This is a genomic window from Runella rosea (assembly GCF_003325355.1).
In the GTDB taxonomy this organism is placed as follows: domain Bacteria; phylum Bacteroidota; class Bacteroidia; order Cytophagales; family Spirosomataceae; genus Runella; species Runella rosea.
This window is the reverse complement of sequence record NZ_CP030850.1, coordinates 4,766,562-4,784,572: the sequence shown is the minus strand read 5'-3', so window position 1 is coordinate 4,784,572 and position 18,011 is coordinate 4,766,562. Positions and strand designations below refer to the sequence as shown.

The window sequence follows — 18,011 nt, the reverse complement described above, 5'->3', positions numbered from 1 at the left end:
CTGTCCCTTACGCCAATTTTAATCCAACCACCAAGCCCCACATCAGCAAAAAGCTGATTAACAGCGAGATATTCACCAACACACCCGCAATACGCGAGTCGTAATTAAGCTCGTCGGCAAAGGGAAGAATGGTCATCCCAATCGGGAGTATAACACAGACCAACAGCACATTACGCGCAAGGGTAGGCTCGGGAATCAATACGTACAAAAGCAAAATCGCGATAAAACCGCAGGCATAACGAATCGTCAGGACCTTCACCACTGCCCACACCTGACTTCGCTCCAACGAAAAACTCATGTAAATCCCCATGAGCAGCAACACAAGCGGCTTATTGGCTTTGGCCAGTACATCCAAAAAATCATAAGCAACCACTGGCAATTCTATCTTTAAGGCATTGATAGTCAATCCAATGAACATCGCCTGCAACGGCGGCAATTGAATGACTTTTTTCAACACTCTTCCATAATTCACCCTTCCTTCGCCCTTTACCGCAAAATAACTACCTACCGAATAAACCAATCCGAAGGTGATGATGGTGTTGCCGATGTCAAACATCGCCACGTACACCAGTCCTTCGCGCCCCCAAATACCCTCAATGATAGGAAACGCAAAAAGCCCCACGTTCAGCCCACCACACGACATGGTCAGCACACCGCGCAGCCGGTTGGGATAATCTTTAAACCAAACCCATCCCACCAAAGTCATAACAACCCCCAAGGCAATGCAAATCAACGGAATAAGAAAAAGCGTAGGTTCAAATTTGATGCGAAGCATACTGACAATCATCAGCGCGGGAAAAGTGGTGTGCATCAAAAATTTTGAAATAGCTTTGCCATCCTGCTCGGTTACAAAATCAAATTTTTTAATCAAAAAGCCCATCGTCGCAATGCCGAGGGTGATTAAGAATATACTGTTGGTTTGATTCATTTGAACGGGATGGGAAGATTCTTCTACTTTGGAAGTACAAAAGTAATAAAGTGATAATTAGTCTTTCCTAAAACTTTGAAAAGTATAATTTTTTGTCATTTTTTCAGAATCACTTTTCTCACTATAAACTCGTTCAACCCAGGGCTTATTCTTGATTCTTTACAATCTATTTTTTGTTAAGTACAATTCGGCAACGTTACCGATAACGTTTGCATAAAAATATCGGTCAAAATCATTGACTAACAACTAAAATAAAGATAAACTCAATCCTTCGGTTGCTAACTCCCCAAAAAGAGTCTGCAACTAGTTCTAACTGAAAAATACAATTTTAAATCTTTTATGCATCCTTCATTCGAAAAAGTACTGGTCGCCGACGACGACCTTCCTTGGGAAGTCGTCGATGAGAAAATAAAGCGTAAAGTCATGTCATACACCAATGAGTTGATGTTGGTGAAAGTTGCTTTTAAACAGGGAGGGATTGGAACAATTCATCAACACTCCCATTTGCAAATCAGCTACGTAGCCAGCGGGGTGTTTGAAGTGACCATCGGCGACCAAACCAGAAACTTAAAAGGGGGAGACGTCTATTTTGTTCCTTCCAACGTATTACACGGAGCCGTTTGCTTAGAAGAAGGATTATTGGTTGATGTTTTCAATCCCATGCGCGAAGATTTTGTCTAACTATCAGCTGTAAATTGAGTCATATCTATCATAATGAAACACCTACTATTTTATTCATTTATTCTGGCCATCAGCCATTCGCTCGTTGCCCAAAAAACGCCTTACTCGGTTCGGATGGCCGAATCGGTGATGAGTTGGCACAAAGATTCCATTACAGTTAAGGAAGGGAAGCCCGCGGGCTGGGATTACGAGCAAGGTTTGATTTATAAAGCCATCGAAAAAGTATGGAACCGCACTGGCGACGGTAAGTATTTTGAGTATGTGGTGCGGGATATAAATCGCTACGTCCAAAAAGAAGGGAGCATTCGTACCTATAAATACGATGATTTCAACCTCGACAATATCCCAACGGGGCGCGCACTGTTGACAATCTACCAACAAACCCAGCCCGACAAAGAAAAATACCGCAAAGCCGCTGATTTATTGTGGAAACAAATTGAAAACCAGCCCAAAACCAAAGAAGGCGGGTACTGGCACAAAAAGCGTTACCCCAACCAAATGTGGCTCGACGGGCTGTTTATGGCCGAGCCTTTTTCGGCGGAATACAGCCTCATTTTCAACCATCCCGAGCATTTTAACGACATTGCAAAGCAGTTTGCGCTGATTGAGAAATACGCCGTTGACCCAAAAACAGGGCTCATTTACCACGCGTACGATGAAAGTAAGTCCGAAAAATGGGCCGACCCAAAAACGGGCCTCTCGCCGCACTTTTGGAGTCGGGCCATCGGCTGGTATGCCATGGCGCTCGTCGATGTGTTGGATTATTTTCCTGAGACTCACCCCGAGCGCGCCAATCTGGTCAAATACCTGCAACGTTTAGCGCCTGCGCTTGTCAAGTATCAAGATGCTAAGTCGGGCGTATGGTACCAGATGACCACCCAAGGTACGCGCAAAGGCAATTATTTTGAAGCCTCCGCTTCGTGCATGTTTGTGTACGCGTTGGCCAAGGGCGTACGCATGGGCTATTTACCTCAAACTTATTTGTCGGTGGCCCAAAAAGGCTACGCCGGCATCCTCAAAGAATTTGTAGAAGAAACCCCCAACGGCACGCTCAACCTCAACAAAACGGTGAGCGTGGGCGGCCTCGGCGGCACACCTTACCGCGATGGCAGCTATGAGTACTACCTCAGCGAGCCCATTCGCCAGAATGACCTCAAAGGCGTCGGGCCGTTCATCTTTGCCAGCGTCGAGATGGAAATTGCCTCTGAAAATAGCCTTGGTAAAGGCAAAACCGTCGCCACGGATTATTATTTCAATCGTGAGTTCCGCAAAAATTGGAACGGGCAGGAAGAACAATTTCATTACACATGGGAAGACCCCATGCACTCTGGATTCAAGGTTTGGGGGAATATTTTTCGTGATTTAGGTGCCAAAACCACGGCCATCCAAGCCGCCCCAACGGCCGAAAATCTCAAAAATGTAGACGTTTACATCATCGTTGACCCCGATACGAAAAAAGAAACTGCTAATCCCAATTTCATTCAAGACACTGACATCAAGCAAATCAGTAATTGGGTAAAAGCTGGCGGAACGCTCGTTTTGATGGCCAACGACACCGCCAATTGTGAGCATAAAAATTTCAACCGTTTGGCCAATGAATTCGGCATTCAATTTCTGCCCAAAAACGTGAATATGGTACAAGGCACGCAGTGGGAGCAGGGACGCATCGACATTCCGTCGGGAAATCAGATTTTCAAAAATACTAAAGCTGTTTACATCAAAGAATTAGCCCCGCTCAACTTGAAAGCACCCGCCCAAGGGATTATGAGTCATAAAGGAGACGTGATTATCGGCGTAGCAAAAGTAGGAAAAGGAACGGTGTTTGCCGTAGGTGACCCATGGCTGTACAATGAATACACCGATGGCCGCCGCATTCCTGTCGTTTATGAAAACTTTTCGGCCGCCAAAGATTTAGCTACGTGGCTACTTTCTGCCAAAAAATAGCCGTTCACTAAAACCAGTCAACCAATACGGCACCATGACATATCTATCTAAAAATGAATTAAATCTGCTTCGTGACCGACCAAACTTGGTCGTTCCCGACGAGTCTGTTTTTGAATTACCCGAAAAAGTACTGCAATTCGGCACTGGAGTTTTGCTGAGGGGATTACCCGATTATTTGATTGACAAGGCCAATCGGCAAGGCATTTTCAACGGCCGAATCGTAGTAGTCAAATCGACCGATGGCGGCGATGCCGCCGCTTTTGACGAGCAAGACAGCCTTTATACGCTGTGTGTTAGGGGGGTTGAACTGTGTCAAAACGTAGAAGAAAATATCGTTTGCTCGGCCATCAGCCGCGTGCTGTCGGCCAAATCGCAATGGCAAGGAATTTTGGATTGCGCCAAGAACCCCGAACTTCAAATCATCATTTCCAACACCACAGAAGTAGGCATTCAGCTCACGCAGGATGATATTTCTGCCACTCCGCCCGCGTCATTCCCAGGGAAATTGTTGGCGTTTTTATACGCCCGGTTTCAGGCCTTTGGCGGTAGCAAAGCGTCGGGGTTGGTGATTGTTCCTACCGAATTGATTACTGACAACGGCACTAAACTTGAGTCCATCGTCATCGAATTGGCCCACCGCAACGGGCTAGAGTCTAGTTTTCTGGATTGGCTCGAAAGCGCTAATCATTTTTGTAACTCATTGGTAGACCGAATCGTACCCGGCAAACCTGACGCCGTTACTTATAAAGGACTTACCGAGGAATTGGGCTACGAAGACAAACTGCTCACAATGAGCGAAGTATTCAGACTGTGGGCCATCGAAGGCAACGAACACGTAAAACAGGTGCTTTCTTTTCACAAAGCCGACGATGGTGTTTTTGTTGAGCCAGATATTAACCTCTTTCGCGAACTTAAACTGCGCCTGCTGAACGGCACCCACACTTTGAGCAGCGGCTTAGCCTATTTAGCCGGATTTGACAACGTCATTGGTGCAATGCAAAACGAAACGATGTCGGCGTATATCAGCAATCTAATGATGGCCGAATTGGGTCTTGCGATTCCGTACCCTATGGACGAAAAAAGCCCGCAACGTTTTGGAATGCAGGTATTAGACCGCTTTCGTAATCCACATCTCAATCATCAATGGCTCAGCATCACGCTCAATTATACCTCAAAAATGAAACTGCGTAATGTTCCGACGCTCCTTCGTTATTACGATATTTTCAACTGTGTACCTGAATATTTTTCATTGGGTTTTGCGGCTTATTTGTGTTTTATGAAATCGGTTGCCAAGGAGCGCTTTGTCTATTTTGGCGAACGAGACGGGCAGCTCTATCCTATTCAGGACGAAAAAGCAGAGTATTTTTATCAACAATGGCAACAAAATACGCCTGCTCAATTGGTTGAATCGGTGCTGCAAAATAAAACGCTGTGGGACACCGACCTTACTTTGCTCCCCGGTTTTGCCCAAAGTGTAACAGAAAACGTAGAAAATATGATTGACAATGGGGTAAAATCCACGCTTGAAGCCTTTTTTTATAGAAATACAACCCCATTCGTAGAAATTAACGCGACTCTCTAACCATCTAGCTATACTAAAATGTTGGTCACTAAAACTTTTTTAGACGAAGACTTTTTGCTGCAAACCGACGCGGCACGCACACTTTATCATGAGTTTGCTAAACAGATGCCCATCATTGATTACCATAACCACTTGCCACCAGATCAAATCGTTAACGATAAAAACTTCGAGAATTTAACGCAGATTTGGCTCTACGGCGACCACTACAAGTGGCGCGGTATGCGTACCAACGGCGTAGACGAAAGCTACTGTACGGGCGACAAAAGTGATTATCAAAAGTTTGAAAAATGGGCCGAAACCGTCCCCTATACCCTCCGGAATCCACTTTATCACTGGACGCATTTAGAATTGCAGCGTTATTTTGACGTTCACGATATTTTGAGCCCCAAAACCGCCCAAAAAATCTATGATGAGTGTTCCGAAAAACTCCGCACGCCCGATTATTCAGTGCGGAATCTGTTGCGTAAAATGAACGTCGAAGTTGTCTGTACCACCGACGACCCGCTGGATTCGCTGGAATACCATCAGCAATTGAAAAACGAAGGCACCTTTGAAATTCAAATGCGCACCGCTTTTCGTCCCGACAAATTTATCTTAATCAGCAATCCAAACTTTGCTGGTTTCATCCAAAAGCTGGCCACTATCGTAGGTTTTGAAATCAGGTCGTACGACGATTTGACCAAAGCCCTGCGCGCTAGGGCGGACTTTTTCGCTTCCTTAGGTTGTTTGTTGTCTGACCACGGTCTGGAGCAATTATACGCGGCTGATTTTACGCCTGAAGATGCCAACGCGATTTTCAAAAAAGCATTGGCGGGTCAAACCATCACCTCAGCGGAGCAGGTATTGTACCAATCCGCGATTTTGCACTACCTCGGCACCATGTACCACGAACTGGGCTGGACACAACAATTCCACATCGGTGCTTTGCGCAACAACAACACCCGTGCCTTGCGTCTGCTTGGCCCCGATACGGGCTGGGATTCCATCGGCGACTGGTCGCAGGCAATGGCTTTGTCTAAGTTCTTAGGCCGTTTGGATGAATATAACCAATTGGCAAAAACCATCATTTATAACCTCAACCCTGCCGACAACGAAGTGATTGCCACCATGATTGGTAATTTCAACGATGGATCGGTAGCGGGTAAAATCCAGTTTGGCTCAGGTTGGTGGTTTATGGACCAGAAAGACGGAATGGAAAAACAAATAAACGCGCTGTCGAACATGGGGCTGTTGAGCCGCTTCGTCGGAATGCTTACCGATTCACGTTCGTTTTTATCCTTTCCTCGCCACGAGTATTTCCGGCGCATTTTGTGTAATATGTTCGGCAACGACATCGAAAATGGCGAATTGCCCAATGATACCGAGTGGATTGGACAGGTAGTTCAGAATATTTGCTACAATAACGCCAAGCAATATTTCGGATTTTAATAGTCTGTGAGGTCGGGGGCGCGTGGCGACGGTTTTGAGAAACCATCATCACGCATCAAACCGACCCAATAGCTTAATTAAATAATTGATAACCAAAAGAATACACCTTTGAGTACAGGAAATACTATTTGTTGTTTTGGAGAATTACTGTTGCGTTTTTCGCCGCAACTCAATGGTGAGTGGATTAAACAGGCGAACATGCCCGTTTTTGTCGGCGGTGCCGAACTCAACGTAGCTAATGCCCTTGCCAATTGGGAAGTGCCCGTACGCTACAGCACGGTTTTACCCGAAAACCAACTATCGACCGAAATCAAAGCCTACATTGAGGAAAAAGGGATTGAAACTTCCGGCATTCGGCATTTTGGGTCGCGCATCGGTGCGTATTATTTGCCACAGGGGGCAGATTTAAAAAACGCTGGCGTGATTTACGACCGGGCTTTTTCTTCGTTTTCAGAATTAAAAGTGGGCAAAGTAGATTGGGAACAGATTTTGGAAGGTTGCTCTTGGTTTCATTTCAGCGCCATCAGCCCCGCCCTCAACCAAGACGTAGCAGATGCTTGTCTGGAAGCATTGCAGGTAGCTTCGCGCTTGGGCATTACCATTTCTGTAGATTTAAACTACCGCGCCAAACTATGGCAATTTGGTAAAAAACCCGTCGAAATCATGCCCCCCTTGGCGCAGTACTGCGACGTAATCATGGGCAATATCTGGGCCGCTAATACACTTTTGGGCATTCCAGTTGATAAAACGGTAGAGCAAAACCCTACACAGGAGAAGTATTTGGCTCACAGCATTGCCACTGCCGAAAATATTCAAGCGACATTTCCGAAGTGCAAAGTCGTGGCTCATACCTTCCGTTTCGACGCGTTCGACGAAGGAATTCAGTATTATACTACTTTATACAAAGACGGAATACAGTATGTTTCTCCCGAATTTACCACCCAGAAAGTGGTGGATAAAGTAGGCAGCGGCGATTGTTTTATGGGCGGCCTTATTTATGGCCTACACCACCAACACGCTCCGCAGGACATTATTGATTTTGCAGCAGCAGCAGCGTTTGGAAAATTGCAGGAATACGGCGACGCTTCACAGCAAACCGTAGAAAAAGTAAAAGAAACGTTAAACAACGTTTTGAGTGAAAATTAATGTAAACAACAACGATACCAATGGCCTTTGAACCACAACTCGTTTATCAAACCCTGGCAAGTGCACCCATCGTACCGGTGTTTTATCATCCCGACGCAGAAGTAACCTGCCAAATCATTAAAGCCTGTTACGACGGAGGGATTCGGGCGTTTGAGTTTACCAATCGCGGCGAAAACGCCAAAGAAGTTTTCAAAGTATTACGCGACTTTATCAGTACAAACTACCCAAAAATGGCTTTAGGTATTGGAACCGTTTTCAATGCTCTTCAGGCGGAGGAATTCATTGCACTGGGCGCTGATTTTGTGGTTCAACCCTGTACTACAATGGATGTGGCCGAAGTATGCAAGGCTCAAAACATCGCTTGGATGCCTGGTGCCATGACCGTTTCGGAAGTGTACAATGCTACTTTACTAGGGGCAGAAATTGTAAAAGTCTTTCCCGGAAATGTCGTGGGTTCAGGATTTGTCAAAGCCTTGAAAGGCCCTTTACCCAAAGTTAAAGTGATGGTAACGGGAGGCGTAGAACCCACACCCGAAAGCCTCAAAGAGTGGTTTAGTGCGGGGGTAAGCGCGGTGGGCATTGGCTCACAACTCTTTCCAAAGGCCGTTGTCGAAGCAGGTAATTTTGAAGAAATAGCCCAAAAGATAAATACATTACTAACCTATTACCAAACCCTCGCTCCAACCGCGTAAAAATGCAGAACACATAGCTAGCTAAATCAATAAGCTATGTGCTTAGTGAGTTTTATGTAGTTACAAAACCCTTCTTCTAAATGGAAAAAATCGGTAATTATCGCTGGACTATTTGCGGTCTGGTATTTTTCGCAACCACCATTAACTACCTCGACAGGCAGGTAATCAGTTTATTAAAATCCACGCTTTCGGAAGAACTAAACTGGAACGATGGCGACTACGCCAACATTGAAATCGCCTTCAAACTTTTTTACGCCTTCGGGATGCTCGGCGCTGGCCGTTTGGTCGATAAACTGGGCACCAAAATCGGATACGCCGTTGCTACTACTTTGTGGAGCGTGGCGGCCGTAGCCCATGCCTTGGTAAATACTGTTTTTGGGTTTGCCGTCGTACGTTCGGCGCTCGGTATTACAGAGGCTGGAAACTTTCCTGCCGCAATCAAGACCGTTGCCGAATGGTTTCCTAAAAAAGAACGTGCTTTTGCCACGGGAATTTTCAACTCTGGCACCAACTTCGGTGCCATTGTGGCCCCACTTTCAGTGCCTTTTATCGCCGCCGAAATGGGTTGGCAATGGGCGTTTATCATTACGGGGATGTTGGGTTTTGTCTGGCTCGTGCTTTGGCTGATGTTTTATGAAGTACCCAGCAAAAGCCCAAAACTTTCAAAAGCCGAATACGATTACATTCACTCTGATGCCGCTGAAGTATTGGCCGACAAAAACGATGTCAACAAACCGCAGGTTTCTTGGTTCAAACTTTTAAGTTTCCGCCAAACATGGGCATTCGCCCTGGGTAAGCTCCTCACCGACCCTATCTGGTGGTTTTATCTTTTCTGGTTGCCCGACTTTTTGCAAAGCCAATACAAACTTACGGGTACTCAGATTGCCATTCCAGTGGCGGTAGTGTATACGCTTTCCACTTTCGGCAGTGTTTTGGGTGGTTATTTACCCATGTACCTTATCAAAACAGGCTGGCCTGTGTTCAGGGCGCGCAAAACTTCCATGCTTATTTATGCCCTTTGTGTATCGCCGATTATTTTCTCGCAAATTTTAGGCAGCATTGATATGTGGTACGCGGTTTGTGTCATTGGATTTGCTGCTGCTGCCCACCAAGCGTGGAGTGCCAATATTTTCACCACGGTTTCGGATATGTTTCCAAAATACACCACTGCCTCCGTCACTGGAATCGGTGGGATGTTTGGTGCCTTGGGCGGGATTTTACTTTCTGCTTTGGTCCAAAAAAACATGTTTGTCTATTATCGTTCTATCAACCAAATCGAGACGGCCTATTACATCATGTTTTTTGTGTGCGGCGCGGCTTACGTGTTGGCCTGGACGATTATGCACTTCTTGGTCCCTAAAATGAAACCAGTAGATTTATAAAAATGACTATGAAAAAGGCCCTCGCATTTTTACTGATTACTTGCTTCTCGGTTCTCAATACAACATTTGCCCAATCGAAAGACGAAGCAGCGGTTGCAAGTGCCGTAGAAGCACTCAAAAAAGCAATGATTGACGCCGACAAAGCAACCCTCGAAAGTCTTACCGATGAAGCCTTAAGCTATGGCCACTCCAACGGCAAGATTGAAGACAAAGCTGAATTTGTGCGCGCTATTGTAAGCGGAGAATCTGATTTTGTGACCATCAATCTGACGGAACAAACCATCAAAATAGCTGGCAACGCCGCCATCGTACGCCATAAATTAGCGGGGACCACCAACAATAGTGGTAAGCCCGGCACGGCAAACCTCTCACTTTTGATGGTGTGGCAAAAACAAAAAGGAGGCTGGAAATTGCTGGCTCGACAGGCAGTAAAAATTTAACGGTTTCAGTTTTCACAAAAAATCCCCTTGGCCTCGGTCAAGGGGATTTTTTGTGGTTTATTTATTCCTAAAACTCACCCCAGTTATCCTCCAACCGCTCTTTCTGAGGCGGTTTGTAAAAAGAAAAAACGGATTATGTGAGGGTAGTGGACCGAAAAAACTATTTTTGTCCTGTAAATCAATCTTTAGTTCAACCCACTGGAATCCTATGAAAACCGTAGATTCGTACAATTTTGCAGGGAAACGAGCGCTTATTCGCGTGGACTTTAACGTGCCCCTCAATGAAAAATTCGAAATTACTGACGACACCCGTATTCAGGCGACCCTCCCTACCATCCGCAAAATTTTGGCAGATGGCGGCTCCTGCATTCTGATGTCACATTTGGGACGGCCGAAAGACGGTCCAACCGAAAAATATTCACTTAAACACTTAATCAACCCATTATCGGTCATCTTGGGGGTTTCAGTCAAATTTGCCGATGATTGCATCGGAGAATCTGCGTACGACCAAGCTACCACCCTCCAACCTGGCGAAATCCTGTTACTCGAAAACCTTCGTTTTTATAAGCAGGAAGAAAAAGGCGACGTGGACTTTGCCGAAAAACTTTCAAAACTCGGTGATGTTTGGGTAAATGATGCCTTCGGAACCGCGCACCGTGCACACGCTTCTACCGCCGTTATCGGGCAGTTTTTTGAAGACCGTATCTGCGGTTACGTTATGCAAGCCGAAATCGACAATGCACAGCGTATTCTCGAACACGCTGAGCGCCCTTTCACGGCCATCATGGGAGGAGCCAAGATTTCGGACAAAATTCTCATCATTGAGCGTCTTTTGGACAAAGTGGATAACCTCATCATCGGAGGCGGAATGACTTATACATTCACCAAAGCCCTCGGCGGTAAAATTGGAAAGTCGCTTTTAGAGGCTGACAAACAAGAATTGGCCCTCGAAATTCTGAAAAAAGCCAAAGCCAAAGGCGTGAATATCATCATGCCCGTAGATAATGTATGCGCCGATGCTTTTTCAAACGACGCCAACCGCCAAATCGTTGCTACTGGACAAATCCCCGACGGCTGGGAAGGCTTAGATATTGGTCCAGAAACTATTGCATTGTTTGAAGAAGTAGTACGTACTTCAAAAACTATTCTTTGGAACGGCCCGATGGGTGTATTTGAATTCCCTAACTTTGCCATCGGTACTGACGCAATCGCCAAAGCAGTGGTAAAAGCAACCGAAGAAAACGGTGCGTTTTCACTCATCGGCGGGGGGGATTCGGCCTCGGCTATCAATAACGCTGGCTACGGCGACCGTGTGAGCTACGTCTCAACGGGCGGTGGAGCATTGCTCGAATACATGGAAGGAAAAGAATTGCCAGGCGTAGCAGCCTTGGCTTAATTTTTTTCAATATTCATCAAAAAAAGAAGGGCGCACGAAATGCGCCCTTCTTTTTTTGAGTAGTCTAAAACTTTGGTAATCAATATAATTATCATCCTTCATACTTCTCCACTACGCGCAGAATATCTTCTTCTTTCGATAGTTTCAATTTTTGGTCTTTGATAAACGTTTCTAGTTCTGCCTGCTTGTCGCCGAGTGCTTCCAACAAGGCTTTTTTGTCTTTTTTGAGGCGGGTCAGGGTGCCATTTTTAAACAAATACAACGCATCTTCTTTCATAAACCGTTTGGTTTGCGTGGCAGAACTGTAGAGTTTTTCCGTCTGAATCCTAACGGTGCTGTGTTTTAATAGTTTAACATTTCCGTCGTACATAACCTGATAAAAATTTCGGGCGGTAAGGGATTCTATCGCTGGAAAACCGCTTCTAAACACACCGTCGTTGGTCGAAAACTCCGTGATTTCGCTGCTGAACCGGTACGGCTTTTGGTTTTCTTCGTACTCGAGTTCGTCTTTGTAGAGATCATACCGCATTTTTGCCAGCTCATAGGTTTTCCCATTATTTTTAGCCTTGACACTTCCCCTCGACCATGCGTCGTTGAGGTAGGGCGAACCTTCGATTTCTACGTATCCATTTTCGAAAATAGGGCGCCCGTTGATGTCCTGAATAAACATACTTTGGGCATAAGTTACGAGGGTTAGTAAAATCAATCCCCCACAGAGTAATGACTTTTTCATGTTGCGTTGTACTTTTGCGAGCAAATTAAACAATCTACCTTGCGACTCCAAGACCATCTTTACCACGTTATCCAAAGTCTGCCCGGTTTTTTACCTGAAACGTGGCTGGCAGGAGCATTTTTATTCATTATTCTCAGTGAAATTCTGCTAAAATACAGCCCCTGGCAGTTGCAGACTACTGGCATCCTGCGTAGCTTAACCATCGGAGCGCTGGCGGTTGCTTTGGTCTTGGTTTGTCTTCAATGGAACGACTTGGGCGGTTATTTATTTCATCACCTGATTTATCTTGACCACAAAGCCGTTTTCTTCAAACTCATTATTCTCGTTACGGCGCTATTAGTGTTGCTGCACGTTCAATGTATGCAAACGAAACTCCCCGCCGAGTTTTACAGTATTTTGTTGGCAGTGGTGCTAGGACTTTTTCTGATGACGATGGCCACCAATGGGCTGAGCGTGTACTTATCTATAGAGCTGGTATCGATTGGGTCTTATTTAATGGTCACCTTTGGCAGCGGTAAAAAACCCGCAGAGGGCGGAATTAAATACCTTTTGTTTGGGGCCCTGAGTTCGGCCATCATGCTGTACGGGCTTTCGCTACTGTACGGGATGACGGGGACGCTAGATTTTACGAGCGACGTATTTGCCAATCAGTTAGCCCAAAATCCGCCGCTTATCTTGTTGGTGGTCGGATTTCTCACCCTGAGCGGGGTGCTATTCAAACTTTCGTTGGTTCCGTTTCACGTTTGGCCGCCAGATGTGTATGAAGCGGCCCCCACGCCCATTGTGTCTTTTTTATCAACCGCCCCCAAAGCAGCGGCGTTGCTGCTCTTGATGCGCCTTTTGAGTGTCTTCCCCGCCGATTTTCAAAAACTCATGGCCATCATTGCGTTGGTGAGTATTTTGGTCGGCAATCTGGCTGCCCTTTGGCAAAACGACCTAAAACGGCTCATGGCTTACTCTGGCATTGCACAAGCAGGATTTATCATTGTAGGATTGACGGCGTTTAATCAAACGGGGTTTGAAAGCGCAGTATTTTACATCACGGTTTATGTCATCATCAACATTGCGGTTTTTCTGCTCATTGATTTGATGGGACAGGATACTCCCTCCCCCACTTTGGCTTCTATTACGGGCAAAGGCGCGGTCTATCCTTTGCTAAGTGTTTGTTTTACGGTGCTCATGCTGGGTTTGGTCGGACTGCCTCCCACGGCAGGATTTACGGCTAAATTGCTCGTATTCTCCTCGCTTTGGGAAGCGTATCAGACCAACGGTGACCCATTGTTAGTGATATTGTTGGTTGTTGGGTTGCTCAATGCCGTTATTTCACTATTTTATTATTTTAAAATTCCCTTTTATCTATTTTTTCGAACAAGCGCATCTTCCCCAGTTTCCTCACCTATTTCGTACGCAGCAATAATTCTTATTTCTCTACTGACAATCAGCATTTTAGCCCTCTTTTTCAAGACCGATGGATTGATTAACTGGATTCGACTGCTATAAGCCGTTTTTCTCCTGTTCAACCGCCTTATGCTATACAGTATTGGCTGATTCTTATCAGATTAGTGAATAATTTTGGGCTTCCGATAACAACAGATAGCCCAAGCATTTATATTTGTCCGACTTTTTCACCAAATCTGCGGAAAACTACGTTCTAAAATCGATTTAAAATTAGACATATATCCCTGCTTCATAACCAGTGCTTCCTATCATTATATAGAACAAACGATTTTCATGGAACAAGGTAACGGTCACCACAATTTAGACAAAATCTCAGGCGCGGGATTATTGGTTGCATTGGGGATTGTGTATGGAGACATTGGCACCTCTCCTTTGTACGTAATGCAGGCCATAATTGGTAAAAGCCGTATCAATGAAGAGGTTGTATTGGGTGCACTCTCGTGCGTATTCTGGACACTCACGCTGCAAACAACTATTAAATACGTCATATTAATTCTCCGAGCCGACAACCGTGGTGAAGGCGGAACTTTAGCCCTTTTTGCGCTAGTACGACGCCATGCCAAGTGGCTCACCATCCCTACCATGATTGGAGGAGCCGCGCTCTTGGCCGATGGTATTATTTGTCCGCCGATTTCAGTTTCTTCGGCGGTTGAAGGATTGGAGATTTTATATCCAAACATTCAGACCGTCCCGATTGTATTGGTCATTTTGGCCGTTTTGTTTATCATTCAGGTTTTTGGGACAAAAGTAGTTGGCGGTGCATTCGGACCCATCATGTTGGTTTGGTTCTCCACCTTGGGTATTTTGGGATTTTCCCACGTCATCCAAAACCCATTGGTTATCAAAGCCCTCAACCCTTATTATGCTTATCAATTATTGGTTGAACATCCCGGAGGATTTGCGCTTTTAGGGGCCGTTTTTTTGTGTACAACGGGGGCTGAAGCACTGTATTCCGACTTGGGTCACTGCGGCCGGGGAAACATTCGTATAAGTTGGGTATTTGTAAAGTTCACTTTACTGCTCAATTACTTTGGCCAATCGGCATGGCTGATGGCGCACAATGGCCAGTATCTCAACGGCCGTAAGCCTTTTTATGAACTCATGCCAGACTGGTTTTTATTGCCAGGCATTGCCATTGCTACCATGGCCGCTATCATTGCCAGCCAAGCGTTGATTACGGGTTCGTTTACGTTGGTCAGTGAAGCTATTCGCCTCAATTTCTGGCCGAAAATCAAACTAAAGTACCCTTCAGCCCAAAAGGGTCAGTTGTATGTGCCGAGCATTAACCTGCTTCTTTTTATCGGTTGCGTGGCCGTGGTACTGTATTTTAGGCGCTCTACCAATATGGAAGCTGCTTATGGTTTGGCCATCACGCTTACCATGCTCGTAGACACGCTTCTGATGTCGTACTATCTTTATACACACCGCTACAATATGTGGCTGGTCATTGTATTTTTGGTGGTGTATTTCGCGGTGGAAAGCGCTTTTATGCTCGCCAACTTAGAGAAATTTGCGCACGGAGGCTGGGTGTCGGTGTTGATTTGTACCATTCTGGCCACGGTGATGTTTATCTGGCTTAAAGCTGGCCAAATCAAAGCACAGTTGACGGAATATACCAAACTTGCTACGTACATTGATGCACTCAAAGAACTCAGCCGCGACGTAAGCATCCCCAAATACGCCACGCACCTCGTCTTTATGTCAAACGCTTCGCGTACGAGCGAAGTTGAGTCTAAAATTATCTACTCTATTTTCGAAAAACGCCCCAAACGGGCCGATATATACTGGTTTGTCCACGTTGATACGACTGATGAACCGTACACAATGCAATACAAAGTCGACGTCATTGAACCCGACGATGTCATCAAAGTCACCTTCCGGCTGGGCTTTCGCATCGAACAGCGCATCAATCTCTACCTGCGCCGTATCATCGAAGACATGGTAAAAAACAAAGAAGTGGACATCACCAGCCGTTACGAATCGCTACACCGCCACAATGTTATCGGCGATTTCCGCTTTGTTGTGTTAGAAAAATTCCTTTCGTATGAAAATGAGTTGCCCATTTTTGAGCAACTTATTATGAAAGCGTACTTCTTTATCAAAAGCTTTACCAACAGTGAAGACAAGTGGTTTGGATTGGATAGCAGTGCCGTAAAAATCGAAAAAGTCCCACTTATCATCAGAGCCATAGACAAGGTAAATCTGCAACGGATTTATGGCTAATTTTTAACCAAATATATATGGAATCTAACGAATCCCACCGGCACGACAACTCCAAAGTCACGGCAGCCGGGTTACTGATTGCACTTGGTATTATTTACGGAGATATCGGTACTTCTCCCCTTTATGTCATGAAGGCTGTCACCGGAACAACCAAACCCATCGAAGAAAACGAAATTTTAGGGGCGCTTTCTTTAGTATTTTGGACTCTCACACTTCAAACTACCTTTAAATACGTCATTCTGATTCTCCGGGCCGACAACCGGGGCGAAGGAGGTATTTTTGCGCTTTACGCGCTGGTGCGCCGGCACGCCAAATGGATTACAATTCCTGCCATGATTGGCGGGGCAGCTTTACTGGCCGACGGCATTATTACCCCTCCAATCTCGGTTTCATCGGCTATTGAAGGGCTAAAAATCATTTACCCTGAATTGCAGACCATTCCGATTGTTATTGCTATTCTATCGGCACTTTTTTTAATTCAGGGTTTTGGCACAAGCGTAGTCGGTCGCGCTTTCGGGCCCATCATGCTTATTTGGTTTTTGATGCTGGCAACTTTGGGATTCATTCACATCAGCGACGCCCCTGAAGTGCTCCAATGCTTTAATCCGTACTATGGATATTGGCTGCTATTTGAGTATCCAGAAGGTTTTTGGCTTTTGGGTGCGGTATTTCTCTGTACTACTGGAGCAGAAGCGCTTTACTCTGACCTTGGTCACTGCGGGCGAGGCAACATTCGGGTGAGTTGGGTATTTGTCAAAGTCGCTCTTTTTCTGAATTACCTCGGCCAAGGCGCGTATTTACTAAGCATAAAAGGACAGCCTCTAGGCACCCGTAATCCATTTTATGACCTTATGCCCGATTGGTTTTTGCTTCCGGGTATCTGCATCGCTACCATGGCGGCCATTATTGCGAGTCAGGCATTGATTACTGGTTCTTTTACGTTGGTCAGCGAAGCAATACGCCTCAATTTTTGGCCAAAGGTAAGGCTTCGCTATCCAAGTCTCCAAAAAGGACAGTTGTACGTTCCGAGCGTCAATTGGCTACTTTGGGCGGGGTGCGTCGGGGTGGTTTTGTATTTTAAGGAATCTTCTCGCATGGAAGCAGCCTACGGATTAGCCATTACGCTGACTATGCTGATGACCACGCTGTTGATGTCTTACTACTTATACGCCCGGCGCTATAATGCCTGGGGGATTGTGCTGTTTTTTGTACTCTATTTGGGAATCGAAGGGTCGTTTTTGGTGGCAAATCTCCTCAAATTCACGCATGGTGGATGGGTATCGCTGATCATCGGCGGTGCCATAGTGTCTTTGATGGTCATTTGGTATAACTCGTTTTTTATCAAGCAACAATTGACCGAATACGTCAAACTGGAGCGGTTTCTGGAATCATTGAAAGAACTCAGCCGCGACGTAAGCATTCCTAAATACGCCACACACTTGGTGTTTATGTCGAGTGCTTCGAGGATAAGCGAAATTGAGTCAAAAGTGATTTATTCTATCTTCCAAAAACGCCCCAAACGAGCCGATATCTATTGGTTTGTACACGTTGATACTACCGACGACCCTTACACAATGGAGTACAAAGTCAGCATCATTGAACCCGACGACGTCGTCAAAGTCAATTTTTATCTGGGTTTCCGGGTAGAACAACGAATCAATCTATACCTTCGAAAGGTGATTGAAGAAATGGTAAAGAACAAGGAAGTTGATATTACCAGCCGCTACGAGTCACTCAACAAACACAATGTGGTCGGTGATTTTAGGTTTGTGGTACTGGAAAAGTTTTTGTCTTACGAAAACGAATTACCTTTGTTTGAACGAATCATCATGCAGGCCTATTTTTTCATCAAACAATTCACCCCCAGTGAAGACAAGTGGTTTGGACTGGATGCCAGTGCCGTGAAGATTGAAAAAGTGCCGTTGGTCATTCAACCCGTAGAAAATGTCCTGCTTAAAAGAAGATATAATTAAATAAA

At 45.5% G+C, this 18,011-nt stretch carries 14 protein-coding genes; 12 read left to right on the top strand and 2 right to left on the bottom strand.

Features of this window, described 5'->3' with window-relative positions:
- Positions 1-7: 7 nt before the first annotated feature.
- A complete protein-coding gene (locus DR864_RS19860) occupies positions 8-928 on the bottom strand; it encodes an AEC family transporter (protein ID WP_114068604.1) in 921 nt (306 codons plus the stop codon).
- Between the two features lie 339 nt (positions 929-1,267).
- Here DR864_RS19860 and DR864_RS19855 point away from each other — a divergent pair, with 339 nt between their 5' ends.
- The 9 genes from DR864_RS19855 to DR864_RS19815 all read left to right on the top strand — a co-directional run bounded on the left by DR864_RS19855 (position 1,268) and on the right by DR864_RS19815 (position 11,619).
- Positions 1,268-1,609 carry a cupin domain-containing protein gene (locus DR864_RS19855; protein WP_114068603.1) on the top strand — a complete coding sequence of 114 codons (342 nt, stop codon included), beginning with the start codon at positions 1,268-1,270 and terminating at the stop codon, positions 1,607-1,609.
- A gap of 33 nt (positions 1,610-1,642) precedes the next feature.
- Entirely contained in the window at positions 1,643-3,553 is a 1,911-nt protein-coding gene (locus DR864_RS19850) for a glycoside hydrolase family 88 protein (protein ID WP_114068602.1), read from the top strand.
- A 34-nt stretch (positions 3,554-3,587) separates the two neighbouring features.
- On the top strand, positions 3,588-5,135 hold the full coding sequence (locus DR864_RS19845) for a tagaturonate reductase (RefSeq protein WP_114068601.1): 1,548 nt from the start codon (positions 3,588-3,590) through the stop codon (positions 5,133-5,135).
- A gap of 18 nt (positions 5,136-5,153) precedes the next feature.
- On the top strand, positions 5,154-6,563 hold the full coding sequence (uxaC, locus tag DR864_RS19840) for a glucuronate isomerase (RefSeq protein ID WP_114068600.1): 1,410 nt from the start codon (positions 5,154-5,156) through the stop codon (positions 6,561-6,563).
- Positions 6,564-6,671: 108 nt separating this feature from the next.
- Positions 6,672-7,709: a sugar kinase gene (locus tag DR864_RS19835; protein ID WP_114068599.1), complete on the top strand. Its 1,038-nt coding sequence runs from the start codon at positions 6,672-6,674 to the stop codon at positions 7,707-7,709.
- A gap of 20 nt (positions 7,710-7,729) precedes the next feature.
- On the top strand, positions 7,730-8,401 hold the full coding sequence (locus DR864_RS19830) for a bifunctional 4-hydroxy-2-oxoglutarate aldolase/2-dehydro-3-deoxy-phosphogluconate aldolase (protein WP_114068598.1): 672 nt from the start codon (positions 7,730-7,732) through the stop codon (positions 8,399-8,401).
- Positions 8,402-8,481: 80 nt separating this feature from the next.
- The gene (locus DR864_RS19825; RefSeq protein WP_114068597.1) at positions 8,482-9,783 is read left to right on the top strand and encodes an MFS transporter; all 1,302 of its coding nucleotides are present in this window, start codon (positions 8,482-8,484) and stop codon (positions 9,781-9,783) included.
- A gap of 8 nt (positions 9,784-9,791) precedes the next feature.
- Entirely contained in the window at positions 9,792-10,223 is a 432-nt protein-coding gene (locus tag DR864_RS19820) for a nuclear transport factor 2 family protein (protein ID WP_114070379.1), read from the top strand.
- 208 nt (positions 10,224-10,431) lie between these two features.
- Entirely contained in the window at positions 10,432-11,619 is a 1,188-nt protein-coding gene (locus DR864_RS19815; protein ID WP_114068596.1) for a phosphoglycerate kinase, read from the top strand.
- 91 nt (positions 11,620-11,710) lie between these two features.
- Here DR864_RS19815 and DR864_RS19810 read toward each other — a convergent pair whose 3' ends face one another.
- Positions 11,711-12,352: a hypothetical protein gene (locus DR864_RS19810; protein ID WP_162793984.1), complete on the bottom strand. Its 642-nt coding sequence runs from the start codon at positions 12,350-12,352 to the stop codon at positions 11,711-11,713.
- A gap of 39 nt (positions 12,353-12,391) precedes the next feature.
- Between DR864_RS19810 and DR864_RS19805 the strand changes: the two genes are divergently transcribed.
- The 3 genes from DR864_RS19805 to DR864_RS19795 all read left to right on the top strand — a co-directional run bounded on the left by DR864_RS19805 (position 12,392) and on the right by DR864_RS19795 (position 18,006).
- Positions 12,392-13,852, top strand: a complete 1,461-nt coding sequence (locus DR864_RS19805; protein ID WP_114070378.1) for an NADH-quinone oxidoreductase subunit N — start codon at positions 12,392-12,394, stop codon at positions 13,850-13,852.
- A gap of 231 nt (positions 13,853-14,083) precedes the next feature.
- The gene (locus DR864_RS19800) at positions 14,084-16,033 is read left to right on the top strand and encodes a KUP/HAK/KT family potassium transporter (protein WP_114068594.1); all 1,950 of its coding nucleotides are present in this window, start codon (positions 14,084-14,086) and stop codon (positions 16,031-16,033) included.
- Positions 16,034-16,050: 17 nt separating this feature from the next.
- Positions 16,051-18,006: a KUP/HAK/KT family potassium transporter gene (locus DR864_RS19795; RefSeq protein WP_114068593.1), complete on the top strand. Its 1,956-nt coding sequence runs from the start codon at positions 16,051-16,053 to the stop codon at positions 18,004-18,006.
- The last annotated feature ends 5 nt before the right edge of the window (positions 18,007-18,011 follow it).